Annotated in this window: 15 protein-coding genes; 12 read left to right on the forward strand and 3 right to left on the reverse strand. The window is 61.6% G+C overall.

Annotation, left to right across the window (positions count from 1 at the left end; genetic code table 11):
* The first annotated feature begins 218 nt into the window (after positions 1-218).
* A complete protein-coding gene (mrdA, locus tag MKZ87_RS21115; protein WP_085704510.1) occupies positions 219-2,111 on the forward strand; it encodes a penicillin-binding protein 2 in 1,893 nt (630 codons plus the stop codon).
* Between the two features lie 12 nt (positions 2,112-2,123).
* Here the strand turns inward: mrdA and MKZ87_RS21120 are convergent, their stop codons facing one another.
* Positions 2,124-3,083 (reverse strand): LysR family transcriptional regulator, encoded by a 960-nt coding sequence (locus tag MKZ87_RS21120; protein WP_085704512.1) that lies wholly within the window; start codon positions 3,081-3,083, stop codon positions 2,124-2,126.
* 144 nt (positions 3,084-3,227) lie between these two features.
* Here MKZ87_RS21120 and MKZ87_RS21125 point away from each other — a divergent pair, with 144 nt between their 5' ends.
* The 3 genes from MKZ87_RS21125 to MKZ87_RS21135 are packed head-to-tail and all read left to right on the forward strand — an operon-like array spanning position 3,228 to position 6,207.
* Positions 3,228-4,529, forward strand: a complete 1,302-nt coding sequence (locus tag MKZ87_RS21125; RefSeq protein WP_085704514.1) for an MFS transporter — start codon at positions 3,228-3,230, stop codon at positions 4,527-4,529.
* The gene (locus MKZ87_RS21130) at positions 4,526-5,281 is read left to right on the forward strand and encodes a class II aldolase/adducin family protein (protein ID WP_011335215.1); all 756 of its coding nucleotides are present in this window, start codon (positions 4,526-4,528) and stop codon (positions 5,279-5,281) included. The genes MKZ87_RS21125 and MKZ87_RS21130 overlap by 4 nt, the downstream gene beginning before the upstream one ends.
* Entirely contained in the window at positions 5,278-6,207 is a 930-nt protein-coding gene (locus MKZ87_RS21135) for a 2-hydroxyacid dehydrogenase (protein ID WP_085704516.1), read from the forward strand. The genes MKZ87_RS21130 and MKZ87_RS21135 overlap by 4 nt, the downstream gene beginning before the upstream one ends.
* On the opposite strand, the gene MKZ87_RS21140 is transcribed toward MKZ87_RS21135, so the two are convergent.
* Entirely contained in the window at positions 6,201-7,136 is a 936-nt protein-coding gene (locus MKZ87_RS21140; RefSeq protein WP_085704518.1) for a LysR family transcriptional regulator, read from the reverse strand. The two genes, MKZ87_RS21135 and MKZ87_RS21140, sit on opposite strands and share 7 nt — an antisense overlap.
* A 163-nt stretch (positions 7,137-7,299) precedes the next feature.
* Here MKZ87_RS21140 and MKZ87_RS21145 point away from each other — a divergent pair, with 163 nt between their 5' ends.
* From MKZ87_RS21145 to MKZ87_RS21175, 7 genes are all read left to right on the forward strand, one after another.
* Entirely contained in the window at positions 7,300-8,610 is a 1,311-nt protein-coding gene (locus tag MKZ87_RS21145; protein WP_085704520.1) for an MFS transporter, read from the forward strand.
* Between the two features lie 22 nt (positions 8,611-8,632).
* Complete coding sequence (locus tag MKZ87_RS21150) at positions 8,633-9,862, forward strand: Zn-dependent hydrolase (RefSeq protein ID WP_085704522.1); 1,230 nt, start codon at positions 8,633-8,635, stop codon at positions 9,860-9,862.
* 135 nt (positions 9,863-9,997) lie between these two features.
* Positions 9,998-11,023: a histone deacetylase family protein gene (locus MKZ87_RS21155; RefSeq protein ID WP_266201929.1), complete on the forward strand. Its 1,026-nt coding sequence runs from the start codon at positions 9,998-10,000 to the stop codon at positions 11,021-11,023.
* 248 nt (positions 11,024-11,271) lie between these two features.
* Positions 11,272-13,176 carry a sigma-54-dependent Fis family transcriptional regulator gene (locus tag MKZ87_RS21160; RefSeq protein WP_227233074.1) on the forward strand — a complete coding sequence of 635 codons (1,905 nt, stop codon included), beginning with the start codon at positions 11,272-11,274 and terminating at the stop codon, positions 13,174-13,176.
* A complete protein-coding gene (locus MKZ87_RS21165) occupies positions 13,176-14,894 on the forward strand; it encodes an ABC transporter ATP-binding protein (protein ID WP_266201930.1) in 1,719 nt (572 codons plus the stop codon). The genes MKZ87_RS21160 and MKZ87_RS21165 overlap by 1 nt, the downstream gene beginning before the upstream one ends.
* Positions 14,884-15,561, forward strand: coding sequence for a S8 family serine peptidase (locus tag MKZ87_RS21170; RefSeq protein WP_266201931.1), 678 nt, complete (start codon positions 14,884-14,886; stop codon positions 15,559-15,561). Before MKZ87_RS21165 ends, MKZ87_RS21170 begins: the two co-directional genes overlap by 11 nt.
* Positions 15,558-16,853: a tryptophan 7-halogenase gene (locus tag MKZ87_RS21175; protein WP_266201932.1), complete on the forward strand. Its 1,296-nt coding sequence runs from the start codon at positions 15,558-15,560 to the stop codon at positions 16,851-16,853. The genes MKZ87_RS21170 and MKZ87_RS21175 overlap by 4 nt, the downstream gene beginning before the upstream one ends.
* A 16-nt stretch (positions 16,854-16,869) precedes the next feature.
* Here MKZ87_RS21175 and MKZ87_RS21180 read toward each other — a convergent pair whose 3' ends face one another.
* Entirely contained in the window at positions 16,870-18,360 is a 1,491-nt protein-coding gene (locus MKZ87_RS21180) for an aldehyde dehydrogenase family protein (protein WP_085704534.1), read from the reverse strand.
* A gap of 357 nt (positions 18,361-18,717) precedes the next feature.
* Here MKZ87_RS21180 and MKZ87_RS21185 point away from each other — a divergent pair, with 357 nt between their 5' ends.
* On the forward strand, positions 18,718-18,918 hold the full coding sequence (locus MKZ87_RS21185) for a hypothetical protein (protein ID WP_085686895.1): 201 nt from the start codon (positions 18,718-18,720) through the stop codon (positions 18,916-18,918).
* The last annotated feature ends 519 nt before the right edge of the window (positions 18,919-19,437 follow it).

The raw sequence follows: 19,437 nt of genomic DNA on the forward strand, positions 1-19,437 counted from the left end.
TAGGTCATCGTCAAGATTAAATTCCGAAACCCCAATTGCGAAAGCAGTTGGGGTTTTGTTTTGCCCGCAGGAAAGTGCTCGACCGTCGTAACAGCAACCATTGGGGAAATCCCTCTGAAATGACCGCCCGGTTTTTGGTATGGTGCAGCTCGTTTTTTAACGGACTGATGTCACGCCCAAGGATCGGCGCTCATTTTTGTCAAAGAGTGGCTGCAGAAATGCCCGAACCCATCCCTATCAAGGATCACGAAAAAGAGACACGACTGGTCAACAAACGCCTGATCGCCTGTGCCTTGTTCGTCTTCTCCGTCAGTTGCGCCCTGGTTGTGCGCCTGTACATCCTGCAAGTCGTCGAGTTCGACTATCACTCGACCATCTCCGAAAACAACCGCGTCCATGTCCTGCCGATCCCGCCGACACGTGGCCTGATCTACGATCGCAATGGCGTGTTGCTGGCCGATAACCGTCCCAGCTATAACCTGACGATCACAAGAGAACGTGCGACTGACGTCAACCAGGAGCTGGACGAGGTCATTAGCCTCCTGCACCTGCCACCCGAAGACCGAACAGTCTTCGACAAGGCCATGAAGCAGTCGCGCCATCCGTTTACACCCGTAACGCTGTTCTATGAACTGACCGAAGAACAAATCGCCGTGCTGGCAGTCAACGAGTTCCGTCTGCCAGGCCTGGATGTCGAGCCGCAATTCGTTCGTAACTATCCACTGGGCGCACACTTCGCACACTCGATTGGCTACGTCGGCCGCATCAACGAGAAAGAATCCAAGACCCTCGATTCCGTCGAATACCGTGGCACCCAATCGATCGGCAAGACCGGTGTCGAACGCTTCTACGAGCCACAACTGCACGGCCACGTCGGTTACGAGGAAGTGGAGACCAATGCTCAAGGCCGCGTTCTGCGGGTCCTGAAACACACCGACCCGATACCCGGCAAAAACATCGTCCTCAGCCTTGATATCAAGCTCCAAGAAGCCGCCGAAGCCGCATTGGGCGACCGTCGGGGCTCAGTGGTTGCGCTGGACCCGTCGACCGGCGAAGTGCTGGCCATGGTCAGCAACCCGAGCTTCGACCCCAATCTGTTCGTGACCGGTATCAGCTCCAAGGAATATTCCGCGCTGCGTGACTCCATCGACCGTCCGCTGTTCAACCGCGTGCTGCGAGGCCTGTACGCGCCCGGTTCGACGATCAAGCCGGAGGTGGCCATCGCTGGCCTCGACGCCGGTGTCGTCACGCCACAAACCCGGGTCTTCGATCCTGGCTATTACCAACTGCCGGACTTCGATCATAAGTACCGCAACTGGAACCACAGTGGCGATGGCTGGGTGGACATGGACGCAGCGATCATGCGCTCCAACGACACTTACTTCTACGACCTGGCGCACAAGCTCGGCATCGACCGCCTGCATGACTACATGGCGATGTTCGGCCTCGGCGAGAAAGTCTCGCTCGACATGTTCGAGGAGTCGCCCGGTCTGATGCCGTCCCAGGCCTGGAAGCGCGCCACGCGTCGGCAAGCCTGGTTCCCCGGCGAAACCGTGATCCTCGGCATCGGCCAGGGCTACATGCAAGTCACGCCGCTGCAACTGGCTCAAGCCACTGCGCTGATTGCCAACAAGGGCATCTGGAACCGTCCGCACCTGGCCAAGACCGTCGACGGTGTGGCGCCGGTGGACGAACACCCGATGCCGAACATCCTGCTCAAGGATCCGCGTGACTGGGACCAGGTCAACCACGGTATGCAGATGGTGATGCACGACGCCCGAGGTATCGCACGTGCGGCGGCGGCCGGCGCGCAATACCGCATCGCCGGCAAGAGTGGTACGGCGCAAGTAGTGGCGATCAAGCAGGGCGAGCGCTACAACCGCGAGAAAACCCTTGAGCGCCATCGTGACAACGCCTTGTTCGTCGGTTTTGCCCCGGCCGAGCATCCGAAAATCGCGATTTCGGTGATGATCGAAAACGGCGAGGCCGGTGGTCGAGTCGCAGGTCCCGTGGTGCGGCAGATCATGGACGCCTGGCTACTCGATCAGGACGGCCACCTCAAACCTCAATACGCTGCGCCGACCAAGGCGCCGGGCGATCCACACGTGTAATCCATCGCAGCTTCACAGCACAGGCTCACGTAAGCTGAGCATGTGCTGGAAGCTGTCGAGGAACACCGTTTCCGCCTGGGTCATCTTCTGTTCGCGATTCCACAGCAGCTGGATATCGAAATCCACCACTCCGTCTTCCGGCGGCAAGCGCCATAGCAAACCTTGTTCGACATCCCTTCGTACCAGGTGGGTCGGCAGACAGCCAATCCCGAACCCTGCGCAGATCAAACGATAAATCTCTTCGAAACTGGTGGAGGAAGCGACGATCTTGCCGGTAAATCCTTGCTGGTCACGAAACAGCGTCAACGGTGAAAGATTGCCGCCAAGCTGATCACTGGTGAAGCTGACAAAGTTCTCCGCCGCCAATTGCTCCAGCGTCAGATTCTGCTGCCCGAACAGTCGATGGCGCTGCCCGCAAAAGTACGCATAGCGCTCACGAAACAAAACCCGTTGTTCCAGCCTCGGCTGCGGTAAACGACACAATCCCACTCCCACCGTAGCGGTCTTCTGCAGCAGCGAACTGATGATGTTCGAACTGCCCATCACCTCGACTTCCAGCTCGATTTTTGGATGAGTCTCGTGGAAGTCCGCAAGAAACTCATCGTAATGCCGCGCCTGGACACCACTGACGGTGAGGATACGGATCTTGCCCACCACGTCGTCATGGCGTTTCTCGACCACGGTGCCCAAACGGGAGATGTCACCGTAGATATCCGTCGCAATTCGCAGGACTTCTTCCCCGGTTTCCGTCAGATCAAAACGCCGTCCGCTGCGCGCAATCAGCACACAATCCAGTTGTTCTTCGAGACGTTTCAATGCCTGACTGACCGCCGATTGGGTGATGTGCAATCGGGCGGCAGCGCGGCTCATGCTGCCTTCTTGCCCGATCACCAGATAGGTGCGAAGCAGGTTCCAGTCCAGCCGATCATTGAGAAAACGCCGTCCGACCCAGGGATTAGCGGAAGAAGTCATGTAGTAGCCACACTAATAGTAAAGATAAGTTTTTGAAAATTGACTAATCCTGTCACGGAAGCGATAAAGCCCACAAGCGCCACAGAGCGCGACTGTCACCCGCCTCGACACCTGCCTAAAACTATAAATACACAGGGTTCTTGCATGCACACCACCGCTCAGCCGCGTCGCGCCGCGGCCGCTGCCTTCATTGGCACGACCATCGAATTCTACGATTTCTATATCTACGCCACCGCCGCCGCGCTGGTGCTCGGGCAAGTGTTCTTTCCCAGCAGCGACCCGGTGACCAGCACGCTCGCCGCGTTCGGCAGTTTCGCCGTTGGCTTCATCGCCCGGCCGATGGCCGGTATGGTGTTCGGTCATTTGGGCGATCGTCTGGGCCGCAAGAAAATGCTGCTGGTGACCATGGCGCTGATGGGGCTGGCCACCGCCGGAATCGGTCTGTTGCCGAGCTATGCCAGCGTCGGCATCTGGGCGCCCATCGGTCTGATTGTTCTTCGTCTGATTCAGGGCATCTCCGTCGGCGGCGAGTGGGGCGGAGCGGTGTTGATGGCCAGTGAGCACGCTCCGGCCAAACGCAAAACCTTCTACGCCTCGTTCGCCCAGCTCGGCAGCCCGGCAGGTTTACTGCTGGCGTTGATCGCGTTCCGACTGGTGACGTCGCTGTCCCCGGAAGACTTCCTCGCCTGGGGCTGGCGTCTGCCGTTTCTGGCCAGCGGCGTGCTGATGATGGTCGGTCTGATGATCCGTTCCGGGGTGCATGAATCGCCGGAATTCGCCAAGGCCAGGGACAACAACGAAACCGCCAAATACCCGGTGAAAGACGTGATTCGCCAGTGCTGGCGTCAGATCCTGTTCGCGGCCGCCGCCGTCACCATCGGCTCGGCAGGATTCTTCTTCACCAACACCTTCATGATCACCTACGTCACCCAATATCAGGGCATTCCGCGCTCGACCATTCTCGACTGCCTGTTCCTGGTGACGATCATTCAATTGCTCTCGCAACCGTTGTCGGCGCTGCTCGCCGAGCGCATCGGCGAAGGGCGATTCCTGATGTTGGTGGCGCTGCTGTGCATGGTCACGCCGTACCCGATGTTCCTGCTGGTCGGCACTCAGAACATCCTGTTGATGACCCTCGGCATTGCCGTCGCGGTGGTGATCCTCTCGGCCCTGTACGCGGTGATCGCCGGGTACATGACCCAGGCCTTCCCGGTGCACCTGCGCTATTCGGGCATCTCCATCGCTTATCAACTGAGCTGCGCGGTCGCCGGCGGTACCACGCCGCTGATCGGCACGCTGTTGGCCAGCAAGTTTTCCGGGCAGTGGCTGCCATTGGCGGTGTTCTTCACGCTGCTGTCGGCCCTGTCGCTGATCGGTGTCTGTGGCCTCGCTCGTCTGCGGGCCAACCCGGTCGTCCTTCATACCAACAAAGAGGTGTATTCGTGAGTAAACCCGCCCACATTGACCCGATCGAATGGCAAGCCCGTTGCGAGCTCGCTGCGCTGTACCGCTTGATTGCGCACTTTCGCATGACCGACCTGATCGACACGCACATCACCCTGCGGATTCCGGGGCCGGAGCATCATTTCCTGATCAATCGCTACGGCGTGATCTTTGACCGCATGCGCGCTTCCGATCTGGTGCGCATCGATCAGGACGGACGCATCGTCGACCCTGAATACGCCGGGCATCGGGTCAACGCCGCCGGGTTCGTGATCCACTCGGCGATCCACATGGCGCGCCCGGATCTGAACTGCGTGATCCACACCCACACCGCCGCCGGCATGGCCGTCGCTGCGCAGAAACAAGGCCTGCTGCCGATCAGTCAGCATGCATTGAAGTTCTACGGAAAACTGGCGTATCACACCTACGAAGGCATCGCGCTGTCGCTGGATGAACGTGAGCGGTTGATCGCCGACCTCGGCCCACATCGCGCGATGATCCTGCGCAATCACGGCTTGCTGGTCGGCGGATCCGGCGTAGCCCAGGCATTTCAGGAAATCCACTTTCTGGAGCGTGCCTGCCAGGCGCAAGTACAGGCGCTTGCCGGCGGTTGCGAGCTGCATTTCCCGTCGCCGGAAGTCTGTGCCCACACCGCCGAACAGTTCGACCGCGATGAACAGGACAACATCATCGACCTGGCCTGGGAGGCCGCCTTGACCCTGATCGAATCCCAGCGCGAGTCCTATCTGTCATGAACACCGTTGCACTGATGTCCCGCGACTCGCTGTTGCTCAAGCAATTGCAGGAAGCCTTTGCCCGCCGTGCGCCGCAGCTCTCGTCGGTGCTGGCCGATGATCCCCGGGCGGTAAATGCGCAGATGGCGGCGTGCTGGTTTCCGCTGCCGGGCAGTCTTGCTGCGTTACCCAACCTGCAAGTGATTCACTCGGTTGCAGCCGGTATCGATCACCTGGAGCACGATCCGTCGTGCCCCGATCTGCCGGTATGCCGGGTGGTCGATCCTGGCCACCGCCAGGGCATGACCGAGTACGTGCGCTGGGCGGTGATTCACTATCATCGCGGCTTCGATCAAGTCCTTGAGCAGCAGCGCCACCAGCATTGGGAACGACCGCTGCAACGCCCGGCCCATCAGTTCCGAATCGGCGTGATGGGGCTCGGTTCGCTCGGCAGCGCGATTGCCCAAGACCTGGCCAGCGCCGGTTACGAGGTGCGTGGCTGGGCGCGCAGCAAAAAGGATTTATCGGGCGTGCAGACCTTCGACGGCACTGAAGCTTTCAATTCATTTCTCGACGGCGTGGAGTTGCTGATCAACCTGTTGCCACTCACCCACGAGACGCGCGGCATTCTCAATCGCCAGACCTTCGAGCGTCTGGCCAACGGCGCGGCACTGATCAACGTCGGGCGCGGCGGGCACCTGAACATCGACGATCTGCAACAGATGCTGGCCCGTGGAAAACTGCGCGGTGCGCTGCTCGATGTCTTCGAACAGGAACCGCTGCCCGCTGACCATCCATTGTGGAAAACCCCGGGCGTGACCATCACCCCGCACATGGCTTCGGCGGCGTCTCATGACTGCATCGCCGAACAGATCACCGAGAACTTCCGCCGTCTGAATGCCGGTGAACCGCTGCTCAACCGCGTGGATCGACTGCTCGGTTACTGATCCGCCAGACAGGCCTGCAATCGTTCGATGAACAGCGTCTCGGCGCGGCTCATGCGCTGGTCGCGGTTCCACAGCAGATGAATGTCGACATCGGCAATCCCTTCGTGGGGCGGCAGGCGCCAGAGCAATCCGGCCTCGACGTCTGCCGCTACCACGTGCTCCGGCAAACAACCGATTCCGAACCCGGCGATCACCAGTCGCCGCACTTCTTCCAGGCTCGGCGATGAGGCAACGATGCGTCCGCTGAAGCCCTGTTGATCGCGGAAAATCGTCAGCGGCGAAAGCATCCCGCCAATTTGGTCACTGGTGAAACTGACGAAATTTTCCCGTTGCAAATCGCCTTCACCGATGTCCTTTCGGCCGAACAGCGCGTGGTGTTTGCCGCAGAAAAATGCATAACGCTGACGCAGGAACAGACGCTGTTCCAGTCGCGGTTGCGGGCGGCGATTAAGGCTCAGGCCGAGGGTCGCGGTTTTCTCCTGAAGGGCACTGACGATGTCCGAACTGCGCATCACATCCACCTCCAGATCTACCCGTGGATACTGCCGGTGAAAGTCAGCGAGGAAGTCATCGAAGCGCTCGGAAAAGATCCGGCTGATGATCAGCAGTCGAACCTTGCCGATCACTTCATCGGCCGGTTGTTCCAGCAGGCTGCTGACCTGGGACATCTGCCCGTAGATCTCGCCGGCCAGTTCGAAGATCTGCTCGCCGACTTCAGTGAGGGCAAATCGCGGGCCGCGCCGGGCGATCAACTGGCGACCCAGTTGCTCCTCCAGGCGCTTGAGCGCCTGGCTCACCGCCGGTTGGGTCAAGTGCAGGCGCGCGGCGGCGCGGCTGATGCTCAGCTCCTGGCCGATCACCCGAAAGGTGCGCAAAAGATTCCAGTCCAAGCGGTCGTTAAGCAGGCGTTGTACGTCGCGTTCGGCCATGGCGGTTCTCGATTATAAGGTGAGGTAATAATCGGAATAATAAATAGAAAATTGACTAATCATAGCCCCGGGACGATAAATCACCCCACGACAGGCACCGCCAGAGTGCCCTGGAATCAGCGTTTTCCTCCTGCCAAAAAAACAATCAAAGGAGCCCGACCCCATGAAGCCCCACGCTTCGAACCAGCCGCGCCGTGCGGCGGCCGCAGCCTTCATCGGCACCATGATCGAGTGGTACGACTTTTACATCTACGCCACCGCCGCCGCACTGGTGTTCGGCGCGCTGTTCTTTCCCTCCGACGATCCGCTGTTCAGCACCATGGCCGCGTTCGGAACCTTCGCCGTGGGCTTCTTTGCCCGACCATTGGGCGGGATCATTTTCGGCCACATCGGCGACCGCATTGGCCGCAAGAAATCGCTGATCATCACGCTGCTGATGATGGGCGTGGTCACGGTGTGCATCGGTCTGTTGCCGACTTACGCGCAGATTGGCGCGACGGCGCCGGTGCTGCTGATTCTGCTGCGCATCGTCCAGGGCATCGCCGTCGGCGGCGAGTGGGGCGGGGCGGTGTTGATGGCCGGCGAGCATGCGCCGAAGGGCCGGCGCAACTTCTTCGCGTCGTTCGCGCAACTGGGCAGCCCGGCGGGTTTGATTCTGTCGCTGTTGGCCTTCAGCGCGGTGACCCGCTTGCCCGAAGCAGACCTGATGAGCTGGGGCTGGCGTCTGCCGTTCCTCGCCAGTGCGCTGTTGCTGCTGGTAGGTCTGGCGATTCGCCTGGGCGTGAACGAGTCGCCGGAATTCCTCGCCAGCCGCGAGCAGGCCACGAAACAGATCAAGAAAGAACAGGCCCCCGTGATGGAAGTCTTGCGCACCGCGTGGCGTCCGCTGTTGCTGTGCATCGGCGCCAACACGCTGGGCATCGCCGGGGTGTATTTCACCAATACCTTCATGATCGCCTACACCACTCAGCAACTGGCGCTGCCACGTTCGCTGATTCTCGAATGCCTGTTCTTCGTCGCGATCATCCAGTTCTGCATTCAGCCGCTGGCCGCATGGACGGCGCAGAAGATCGGCGCGACGCGTTTCCTGTGCCTGGTTTCGCTGCTCTCGATGGCCTCGCCGTATCCGATGTTCGTGCTCGTCAGTTCGGCCCAGGCGCCGCTGATCATCCTCGGCATCGCGCTGGCGGTGGTGTGCATGGCGTCGTTCTACGCGGTGATCGCCGGGTACGTCAGCGGCATGTTCGAGACCCGCGTGCGCTACACCGCAATCTCGCTGGCCTATCAGATCTGCGGCGCGGTGGCCGGTGGTCTGACGCCGCTGATCGGCACGATGCTCGCGCACAAGTTCACCGGGCAATGGTGGCCGATGGCGGTGTTCTACAGCCTGATCGCCGGTATTTCGCTGGTCTGCGTGCTGTCTCTCGCCCGTCGTCACGCCAGTGCCCATCGCGCGGAAATGGCCCGTGCCTGACCCGGAATTTCAGGAGAACCTTATGTTGAAAATCAATGGCGAACGCCTGTGGGCGAGCCTGATGGCCATGGCCGAAATCGGTGCGACAGCCCGAGGCGGCAGCTGCCGTCTGGCGTTGAGCGATGAAGACAAGGCCGGCCGCGAACTGTTCGCCCACTGGTGCCGCGAAGCCGGCATGACCTTGAGTGTGGATGCCATCGGCAACTTGTTCGCCCGACGCGCCGGCACCGATCCGGACGCCGCGCCGGTGATGATGGGCAGCCACCTCGACACCCAGCCCGAAGGCGGGCGTTTCGATGGCGTCTACGGCGTGCTCGCCGGGCTGGAAGTGGTGCGTTGCCTCAACGACCTCAACATCCAGACCCGCAAACCGCTGGAAGTGGCGGTGTGGACCAACGAGGAAGGCGCACGCTTCACTCCGGCCATGTTCGGCTCGGCAGTGTTCACCGGGATCATGGATCTGAACGCCGCGCTGGCGGTGCGCGATATCGATGGCATCAGCGTTGCCGAGGCTTTGCAGCGTACCGGTTACGCCGGTGAACGTCCGTTGGGCGGCGCGGTGGATGCGTATTTTGAGGCGCACATCGAGCAAGGTCCGATCCTTGAAGACAACGCCAAGAGCATCGGCGTGGTCACGGGCGGTCAGGCGATCCGCTGGCTCGATGTGCGCGTGGAGGGCATGGCCGCCCACGCCGGCACCACGCCAATGCCGTTGCGCAAAGATGCGTTGTACGGTGTGGCGCGGATGATCCAGGCAATCGAAGGTCTGGCCACGGATTTTGCGCCGGAGGGCCTGACCACGGTCGGCGAGTTGAGCATCAACAAGTCCTCGCGCAACACCATTCCGGGGCTGGTGAATTTCACCGTCGATCTGCGTCATCACCGTGACGAAGCGATTGCTGCCATGGAGCAACAAGTGCGCGCCCGCTTGCAGGCGATTGCCGATGGCCGAGGCCTGAACCTGACGATTACCCCGCACTGGACCAGCCCGGCCACGCCGTTCGACGCCGAATGCGTCGCGGCGGTGCAAGAGGCGGTGGATGCGCTGGGCTACGCTCAGCAGTCGATTGTCAGCGGCGCCGGGCATGACGCGATTCACCTGGCGCGTTACTGCCCGACGGCAATGGTGTTCATCCCGTGCGTGGGTGGCCTGAGCCACAACGAAGCCGAAGATGTGTTGCCCGAAGACGTGAAGCAGGGCACTGATGTATTGCTCAACGCCGTGCTGGCCCGCGCCGGTCGAGCTGAATAAACAGGACCCCTGTGGGAGCGAGCTTGCTCGCGATGACGTTCGATCAGTCACCGAAGTTGTTGGATGACCCTCCGCCATCGCGAGCAAGCTCGCTCCCACAGTAGAACACCATGCTGACTGACAGGAGTTCATCCCATGCGCAGTTTTTTCCATCCCGAACAATTGCTCCACCATCCACGCAGCTATTACTCGCGCGGGCAGATGCGCACGCCACAGGAAGTCCCCGAGCGCGCGCAGCGTCTGGTGCAGGCGGCCCACGGTCTGGGCTTCAGTGTCGAGCAGCCCGCCGATGCCGGCCTCGCGCCGTTGCTGGCGGTGCATGGCGCGCCTTATCTGACGTTCCTTCAGGAAGCGCATGCACGCTGGAAGGAAATCCCCGAAGACTGGGGTGATGAGGTGATGTCGAACATTTTCGTCCGTGAGCCCAACGCCCTGCGCGGCATCCTCGCCCAGGCGGCGCGCTATCTGGCGGACGGCAGTTGCCCGGTCGGCGAACAGACCTGGCGCTCGGCCTACTGGTCGGCGCAAAGCGCAGTGGCGGGGGCTCAGGCATTGATCGATGGCGAGCCGGCGGCTTATGCGCTGTGCCGTCCGCCGGGGCATCACGCCCGGGCCGAAGCAGCGGGCGGTTTTTGCTACGTGAACAACGCGGCGGTGGCGGCGCAGGTGTTGCGCGACAAGTTCGATAAAGTCGCCGTGCTCGACACCGACATGCACCACGGCCAAGGCATCCAGGAAATTTTCTACGACCGCGATGACGTTCTTTACGTCTCGGTGCATGGCGATCCGACCAACTTCTATCCGGGCGTCGCCGGGTTCGCCGACGAACGCGGCAGCGGCGCAGGGGAGGGCTTTAACCTCAACCTGCCGATGGCTCATGGATCAAGCGAAGCGGATTTTCTTGGGCAACTTGAAGTCGCATTGACGGCGGTGCGGGAGTTCGGCGCCGAGGTGCTGGTGCTGTCGCTCGGCTTCGATATCTATGAGCTGGACCCGCAAAGCAAAGTCGCCGTCACCCGTGAAGGCTTTGCAGCATTGGGTGAGCGAATCCGCAGTCTGGGCCTGCCATGCCTGATCGTGCAGGAGGGCGGTTATCACCTGGAAAGTCTCGAAGACAATGCCCGGGCATTTTTCGTGAATGCCGAGGTCTGGCAACCCTGATAGTCGAGTTGATTGATCAATCGCTTTCGCGAGCAAGCTCGCTCCCACAGATGACCGATTTGAATTCAGTATTTGTGTTCAATGCCAGTCCCTGTGGGAGCGAGTTTGCTCGCGAAGAATATTGAGCCGGTCCGCCTGCTGGAACACTAGCGCCCTACGGTGCTTGCCATCGCCCTGACGTTAACGTAAACATTGGCGTCAGGGCGCTGATATAAAGAAGCGCAAAGCGGACCGCTCCGGAGCGCTTGATGACTCTTATAAAAACAACCGATCCCAAGTCTCACCACGAAGCCCGGCTGGCCCGGGAAAAACTCCATCTCGAAGGGCAAGTCCCGGATGGCGTGTTGCGTGCGGAGATCGATGCTTCGTGGCGGCGCAGCCTGAGCCACGGCGTGCATTTCAATGGCAAGCATGAGCTTGCGCTGGAATCGAGCGCCAGTCTCGATGTGTTGCTGGCGAGCAATCGCCTGCTGATCGATGCGGCGATACCGGCCATCGATTACCTGGCCGAACGTCAGGGCAAGGAAGGCCTGATCATCCTCGCCAATTCCGACGCCACTATCCTCGCCGTCGAGGGACGGGCCGACCGGCTCAAGGGCAGCGGTCTGCAGGACATCACCCTCGGCGCCTGCTGGAGCGAAGCCGCTCGTGGCACCAACGCCCTCGGCACGGCGCTGGTCGAGGCGCGCCCCACCCTGATCGATTGCGGCGAACATTACCTCGATCGCCTCACCGATTTCTCCTGCACCTCGGTGCCGATCCATTGCCCTCAGGGCGAAATTCTTGGCGTCCTCGACCTGACCCGCGAAGGCCCCCTCGGCCGCGTTCACGACAGCACCGCGCTGCTGAGCATGGCGGTCAGCCAGATCGAGAGCCGGGTGTTCAACAACAGCTTTCCCGATCAGATCGTCCTCGCCTTTCACAGTCGCCGACAGTATCTGGAATCGCCGTGGCAAGGCCTGCTCGCAGTCAGTCTCGGCGGGCAGATTCTGGCGGTCAGCGCCCAGGCCTGCCAGTTGCTGCGGGCCGAGCGTTCGGCACTGGTCGGCAAGCGCTGCGAGGAATTTCTCGGGGTCGATGGCGTGCAGTTGCTGACCCGTCTGCAACAGGGCGGTGTCGGCAGTGTGCAGACCGCCAAGGGCGAATTTTTCTACAAGACCCTGCGAGCCCCGGCGCGTTCGGTCAACCTCGGCGGCCCGCCGCGCAGCGTGGCGAAAACCGCCAAGGCGCAACCCGATCTGGAAGCACTGGCCGGCAACAACGTCCGTTATGCCCGTGCCCTGCGCATGGCCCGCCAAGGTCTGGCCAATGAATTGCCGGTGTTGCTGCTTGGCGAGACCGGCACCGGTAAGGAAGTGATCGCCCGCGCCCTGCACCTGGCCGGCAGCCGCAGCGACAAACCGTTTGTGGCCGTGAACTGCGCAGCAATTCCCGAAGGCCTGATCGAGTCGGAACTGTTCGGCTATCGCGAAGGTGCCTTCACCGGATCGCGTCGGGGCGGCATGATCGGGCGCCTGCAACAGGCCCACGGCGGCACACTGTTCCTCGATGAGATCGGCGACATGCCGCTGGCCCTGCAGGCGCGTTTGCTGCGCGTTCTGCAGGATCGCAAAGTCGCGCCGCTGGGGGCCGGGGAAGAGCAGGATATCGACGTCGCGCTGATCTGCGCCACCCACCGCGACCTCAAGCGTCAGGTCGAGGACAAACAGTTTCGCGAAGACCTGTTCTACCGGGTCAACGGCATCAGCGTGATGCTTCCGGCCCTGCGCGAGCGCGATGACTTCAGCGCGCTGGTCACTCGGCTGCTGAGCAAGCTCGACGCACCGAACGCCGTGCTGCACGACGACCTCAATCGCCTGCTCGGCGCGTATCACTGGCCGGGCAACATCCGCCAACTGGAAATGGTGCTGCGTACCGCGCTGGCGATGCGCGAGCCGGGGGAAACGCTGCTGACCCTCGATCACCTGCCCGACAGCATGCTCGACGAACTCTGCGCCACCGAGAAACCCCAGACCGGCAGCATTCGCGAGAACGAACTGGAGATGATCCGCCAGTCCCTCGACACCCATCAGGGCAATGTCTCGGCTGCGGCCAATGCTCTGGGCATCAGCCGCGCGACCCTGTACCGCAAACTCAAACAGTTGCGCCCGTGATGCAGCGCCTGTTCGTGCGGCTGATCGACAGCCAGAACCCCGCCGCGCTGCAAGCGGCGTTGCGTTGGTTGTATGGGTTTGTGCGGCCGCAGCGGCTTGCGATTGTCGGCCTGCTCGGTCTGTCGGTTTGCGCGTCGCTGCTGGTGCTGGTGCAGCCGTGGCTGGTCAAGCTGCTGATCGACGACGGGCTGCTGGCACGCAACTTCCCGATGCTGGTCATGATCGCGGTGCTGATGATCATCGCCGGCCTGCTCGGCACGGCGTTATCAGGGATCAACCGCTATCTGCACACGCGGCTGTCCGGGCGGATTCTGTTTGCCCTGCGCGATGACCTTTACCGGCATTTGCAGAAGCTGTCGCCGAGCTTCTACGGCCAGCGGCGGATCGGTGATTTGATGTCGCGGCTCGACGGCGATGTGGCGGAGATTCAACGCTTCGCCGTGGACTCGTTGTTCTCGGCGGTATCCAGTGTGATCGGCCTGGTGGTGGCGATCGCGATGCTGTTCACCCTGTCGTGGAAACTGTCGCTGCTGGCGCTGGTGCTGATTCCGCTCGACGTGCTGTGGCTGCGCTGGATGCGGCGCAAGGTCGAGCGTGATGTGCGGCAGTTGCGTGAGCGTTCGGCAGACATTTCGTCATTTATGGTCGAGACCCTGCCGGTGATGAAATTCATCCAGTCCGCCGGCCAGCAGCAGCGTGAAGCGCGGCGCCTGGAAAACCTCGGGCAGGGCTATATGAATCAGTTGCTGCGCCTGCAAGTCACCGAATTTTTCACCCAGGCCGTGCCCGGCACGTTGACCTCGCTGTCCCGTGCCTGCGCGTTTTTGATCGGTGGTTATTGGGTGGTGCAGGGTACTTGGCAACTCGGCGCGCTGATCGCGTTTTCCACCTATCTGGGGATGGCGGTGGGGCCGGTGCAGAGCCTGTTGGGGTTGTACGTGGCGATCCAGCGCATGACCGTCAGCCTCGGTCGGGTCATGGAGTTGCGCGGCGAAGAACCCACGGTGTTTTCACCGGTCACGCCGAAACCGTTTCCGACTTCGGGGGCGCTGCGTTTCGATGCGGTGCACTTCAGCCATCCGGGCCGTCCAACCACGTTGAGTGGCATCGAGGCGACGATTCCCTACGGTTTGAAAGTCGCCTTGAGTGGCGCCTCCGGCGTCGGCAAATCGACGCTGATCGATCTGCTGCAACGGCATCACGATCCGCAATCCGGACGAGTGCTGCTCGGCGAAGTGGATCTGCGTGAACTGGAGCTGTTCGAACTGCGTCGACGCATCGCCGTGGTCAGTCAGGACATCGTGCTGTTTCGCGGCAGCCTCGCCGACAACCTGGCTTACGCGGTGCCGGACGCCAGCCGCGAAGCCATCGCCGAAGTCGCACGGCTGGCGCAACTCGACAGCCTGATCGCGTCATTGCCCGAAGGCCTCGACAGCCCGTTGGGCGAGCGCGGTCAGCAGTTGTCCGGCGGGCAGAAACAGCGCATCGCGATTGCACGGGCGCTGTTGCAGGATCCGCTGATTCTGGTGCTGGACGAAGCCACCTCGGCAGTCGACGAAACCACTGAACGCGAGGTGATCGAAGCCATCGACCGCTTGTTTGCCGGGCGCACGCGGATTCTGATCAGCCATCGTCCGTCGACCCTGGCCGATGCCGACCTGCGCTTTGAATTGCTCGACGGTGTGCTCATTTCGAAAACGGTGCTGCATGAAGCCTGAGTTGCGAATCGGTGTGGTCGATAGCGGGCACTCGGCAGCGCAACGGGTTCAGGTGATTGCCGGGCGGCGATTCTCATTGCTGGAGGACGGACTGGCGGAATCGGAGTTGCGCGATGATCCACTCGGGCATGGGAGCGCGGTGATCGAGGCGATCAGCCGTCGGGCACCGGCGGCGCGAATGTGCGTGGCTCAGGTGTTCGATCAGCGCGGCGTCACCAGTGCCTTGCAGATTTCTGCGGCCATCGATTGGCTGGTGACGCAGAACGTGCGGCAGATCAATCTGAGCCTGGGTTTACGTCAGGATCGCAGCCTGTTGCGCGAGGCCTGCGCAGCGGCGGTGGCCCGTGGTGTGTTGCTGTGTGCGTCGAGCCCGGCGCAGGGGGCGGCGGTGTTTCCGGCGAGTTATCCGCAGGTGCTCCGGGTAACTGGCGACGCGCGTTGCACGGATGAGCAATGGTCATGGCTCGACAGTGCGCAGGCGGATTTTGCGGCGTGTGTACGCGGCACTTATCCGGGACAGTCGGGGGCCAGTCTGGGGTGTGCAGCGTTGAGCGGGCATATTGCTGGCTATCTGCTGGAGCATCCGCAGGCAAGCAATGCCGAAGTGATCGACTGGCTGAAACAACACGCTCGTTATCGTGGCCCTGAACGGCGTTTCGGCCCATGACACCGATTCTGATTCTCGGTGCCGGGCCGGCCGGCGCGGCGGTGGCGTTGGGGCTGCGACGGCTGGGTTACACCGTGACGCTGATCAGCGAATGGCGCCGCTTTGCGGCGCTCGAAGGCGTGTCGCAACGGGTGCTGGAGGCGTTGCGCGGTGCCGGGTTGAATCACGCGCTGGCGGATGCCACGTTGCCGTCCCAGCGACAGGTTTCATGGAACGGCCAACAGCATGCGCAGAACATCGAGTTTTTGTTGGATCGCCCGACCTTTGATCGCGGTTTGCGGGAAAACTTGCGGATGGCCGGGGTCGAGGTGATTGAAGGGCGAGTCCTGAATGTTCAGCCTTCGGCGGACGGTCATCGGGTTGAACTTGATGGCGGTCGGACGCTAACGGCGGATTTTCTGGTAGAAGCCCGGGGCCGACAGGCGCCGGCGTCTGGCAAGGGGCTGCGCGGGCCGGAGACGGTCAGCCTGCTCAATCGCTGGCAAGGCGCGCCGGGGGTGACGGCCAGTGCCGTGGAAAGCCTTGAAGACGGTTGGGCGTGGATGGCGCGGCAGGACGACGGCCAGTGTTGTTGGCAATGGACCGTGGACGTCGCCAGTGCCGCGTTGCCGAGCAAGGCGCAGTTGCTCGATCACTGCCGCGCGCGACGGCAGGCCTCGGATTTTGCTCAAGCGTTCTTTGCCGGCGGGCAGGAATCGGCGTTGCAACTGCATGCCCGCAGCAGCACGGCGATTCTGGCGGCGCAGGTTTGTGGCGATAACTGGATTCGCGTTGGCGACGCCGCGATGGCGGTGGACCCGCTGTCAGGCAATGGGATTTTTCAGTCTCTGTCCTCCGCGTTGCAGGCGCCGGTGGTGATCAACACGTTGTTGCGCAAACCTGAACGGACGGCACTGGCCCAGCGTTTTCACCGTCAGCGAGTGGAGCAGTTGTTCCTGCGTTTTGCGCGGATCGGTCGGGACTTTTATGCCGATGAACAGCGCTGGCTCGATCAGCCGTTTTGGCAGGCGCGGCGGCAGTGGCCCGACGCCGAAGCGGCCCATGCTGCGGTGGATTTTTCCGCGTTGCGGATCGAGCGGATGCCGGTGCTGCGTGACGGGTTTGTCGATGAGGCCGAGGTGGTGATTACGGCGGATCAGCCGCTGGGGATCTGGCATGTGCAAGGCGTAGAGCTGGCTCCGCTGGTGCGGCGCTTGCGCGATGAGCCGGCGGATCAGGTGCTGGCGGGGTTGACGCTCGAGCAGGGGCGAGCCGTTCGCGGGTGGCTGTTGGCTCAGGGTTTCAGACCCTGAGCCATGAGCCCAGTCATTACAACTTGATCAACACCGACTTCAACTCGGTGTAATGCTCGATCGCCGCATACCCCATCTCGCGCCCGACGCCGGACATCTTGTAGCCGCCAAACGGCAGCGCCGGATCCAGCGCGCTGTGGCAGTTGACCCACACCGACCCTGACTTGATCCGCGGAATCATCCGGTGCACCGCCGCCAGATCGTTCGACCAGATGCTCGCACCCAAACCGTAAGGGCTGTCATTGGCCATGCGCAGCGCATCGGCTTCGTCATCGAACGGAATCGCCACCAGCACTGGCCCGAAGATCTCTTCCTGCACCAGCGAATGCTGTTGATCGAGATCGACAATCACCGTCGGCTTGACGAAGAATCCCGGCCCGAACTGCTCGCCGCCGCAGGCAATGGTCGCGCCGCTTTCGCGGCCCATTTCGATGTAGTTGTAGACCCGCTCCTGCTGGCGCGCGGAAATCAGCGGGCCCATATCGATGCTCGGGTCGAGTCCGTTGCCGAGTTTCATCGCGTTGGCGATATCGCTGATGTCGGCCACCACATTGTCGAAATGCTTGCGCTGCACGTACAGGCGCGAACCGGCGCAGCAGACTTGGCCCTGGTTGAAGAAAATCGCACTGGCCGCACCCGCCGCAGCGGTTTTCAGGTCGGCGTCGGCCATGACGATGGTCGGGGATTTGCCGCCCAGTTCCAGGGTGACCCGGGTCATCGAATCCATCGCGATCTTGCCGATCTGCTTGCCGACAGCGGTGGAGCCGGTGAAGGTCAGCTTGTCGACCAGCGGGTTGTGGGTCAGGGCGGAGCCAGCCGTGATCCCGGTGCCGGTGACCACGTTGAAGACGCCTTCCGGATAACCCGCCTCCAGCACCAGCTCCGCCAGTTTCAGCGCGGTCAGCGGGGTCTCGTCGGCGGGCTTGAGTACCACGGTGCAACCGGTGGCCAGCGCCGGGCCGAGCTTCCAGCAGGCCAGCAGCAGCGGGAAGTTCCAGGCGACGATGGCGCCGACCACCCCCACCGCTTCGCGACGGATGAAACTGTGGAACTGATCGCCGGGCATCAGCGGCAACGAGACCTCCACGCTGGAACCTTCAATCTTGGTCGCCCAACCGGCCATATAACGCAGGAAGTCGATGGCCAGTTGTACGTCCATCACTTGCGCCACCGCCGCGCTCTTGCCGTTGTTCAGGCATTCCAGTTGCGCCAGCAGTTCGGCGTCGCGCTGCATCAGGTCGGCGAGTTTCCACAACAGATTCTGCCGCTCGCGCGGGCGGGTGCGGCTCCAGGTTGAATCATCGAAAGCTTGTCGGGCGGCGAGCACCGCGCGGTCGACATCTTCCGGCGTGGCGCGTGGCACTACGCACAGTACTTCTCCGGTGGCCGGGTTGTGCAGCGGCATGGTCTGGCCGTCGGCGGCTTCGACCCAGTCGCCGCCGATCAGCATGCGCGGCGGACGCTGGATAAAGGCCGAGGTGGCAGGAAGCAGGTAGGGCAGGGGCATGGCGAAACCTCTTGTTGTTCGATGGGGATCGAGAGGGGCTTTCGCAATGGTTGTGCCAAATGCTGGAGGGTGGCGTACAGCCCGGTTGCACGGGGGGAAGGAGGAAGAGTTTCAGTGGAAGTGAGGGTGAATTTGTCTCAAAACGCGACACCCATTGAGAAGCAAGATACGCGTCCTACAAAGCCAATGCCGCTGCGACGGGGCCTGAGCAAAATCGGGCCTTTTCTGGAGTAGGAAAAGTCGCGCGTCTGACAGTTTCTACCGACTGGTGGAGGCATGAGGTACGAGCTAAGTTGCTTGGTGTATAGGGTTTTCCTGCCATGGATTTGGCGGGTCAGTGTCTTCACAGGGATGTCGATGAACAACTTAACCATTCGATGGCTAACCAATTTCATGATAGGCGTGGGGACTGGATTTCTGGTGACAGGGTTTGCGGCGCTGTTGATCGGCGATCTGACCGATGTTGATACGATTCGGGCAGGTGCCTTGATGGCTACAAGCAGTATTTTCTTGATCGCCACCTCTTTCGCAGTTGCCATGCTCGAGGATAAATCATGACGGCTTTAATTCTGTGTTTTTGGTCATTGGGCTTTAGTTTGCTGATCACGTATGCGTTTTACCGCGAGCGTCGAATTCAAGCTGCCCTGCGTGATTCCGGGTCATTGGCAGCCAAGGCCGACACGCAAGCTGAATGTTCGACGGTTTGCGAGTTTTGTGGGCGTTACAAGGTTCACCCGGACAATTCCGTTCGCTAGGATCATGTCAACGATCCAATACAGGGCCCCGTCATGTGCGGGGCTTGTTTATCAGTCACCTGGAGATTTCATCGCAGGTGATGCTGTCGGTTCCGGACGAACTGTCGCGCGACGCAATGTCGCCGACGCCGTAACAACTATGCTTGTCTCAGACTGCAACAGCTGTCGCGAAATGGGACGCCGGCCAGCACCGCCGGCACCGCCATTTCGCCATGATCTTCACGTAACTGCTTGATTGAAAAGCTTATCGGCAAGCTGGCACGCTCCGTGTATTGCTCACAGCAGACGTTTCGCTTGCCTCCGTTCGTGCAGCGCCACGAAC

Origin of the sequence: Pseudomonas sp. MCal1 (assembly GCF_026341415.1) — a bacterium.
In the GTDB taxonomy this organism is placed as follows: Bacteria; Pseudomonadota; Gammaproteobacteria; order Pseudomonadales; family Pseudomonadaceae; genus Aquipseudomonas.

Coding starts and splice junctions, on each gene's coding strand:
- mrdA (WP_085704510.1), top strand. CDS start 219: ATGCCCGAACCCATCCCTATCAAGGATCACGAAAAAGAGACACGACTG.
- MKZ87_RS21120 (WP_085704512.1), bottom strand. CDS start 3,083: ATGACTTCTTCCGCTAATCCCTGGGTCGGACGGCGTTTTCTCAATGAT.
- MKZ87_RS21125 (WP_085704514.1), top strand. CDS start 3,228: ATGCACACCACCGCTCAGCCGCGTCGCGCCGCGGCCGCTGCCTTCATT.
- MKZ87_RS21135 (WP_085704516.1), top strand. CDS start 5,278: ATGAACACCGTTGCACTGATGTCCCGCGACTCGCTGTTGCTCAAGCAA.
- MKZ87_RS21140 (WP_085704518.1), bottom strand. CDS start 7,136: ATGGCCGAACGCGACGTACAACGCCTGCTTAACGACCGCTTGGACTGG.
- MKZ87_RS21145 (WP_085704520.1), top strand. CDS start 7,300: ATGAAGCCCCACGCTTCGAACCAGCCGCGCCGTGCGGCGGCCGCAGCC.
- MKZ87_RS21150 (WP_085704522.1), top strand. CDS start 8,633: ATGTTGAAAATCAATGGCGAACGCCTGTGGGCGAGCCTGATGGCCATG.
- MKZ87_RS21155 (WP_266201929.1), top strand. CDS start 9,998: ATGCGCAGTTTTTTCCATCCCGAACAATTGCTCCACCATCCACGCAGC.
- MKZ87_RS21160 (WP_227233074.1), top strand. CDS start 11,272: ATGACTCTTATAAAAACAACCGATCCCAAGTCTCACCACGAAGCCCGG.
- MKZ87_RS21165 (WP_266201930.1), top strand. CDS start 13,176: ATGCAGCGCCTGTTCGTGCGGCTGATCGACAGCCAGAACCCCGCCGCG.
- MKZ87_RS21170 (WP_266201931.1), top strand. CDS start 14,884: ATGAAGCCTGAGTTGCGAATCGGTGTGGTCGATAGCGGGCACTCGGCA.
- MKZ87_RS21175 (WP_266201932.1), top strand. CDS start 15,558: ATGACACCGATTCTGATTCTCGGTGCCGGGCCGGCCGGCGCGGCGGTG.
- MKZ87_RS21180 (WP_085704534.1), bottom strand. CDS start 18,360: ATGCCCCTGCCCTACCTGCTTCCTGCCACCTCGGCCTTTATCCAGCGT.
- MKZ87_RS21185 (WP_085686895.1), top strand. CDS start 18,718: ATGAACAACTTAACCATTCGATGGCTAACCAATTTCATGATAGGCGTG.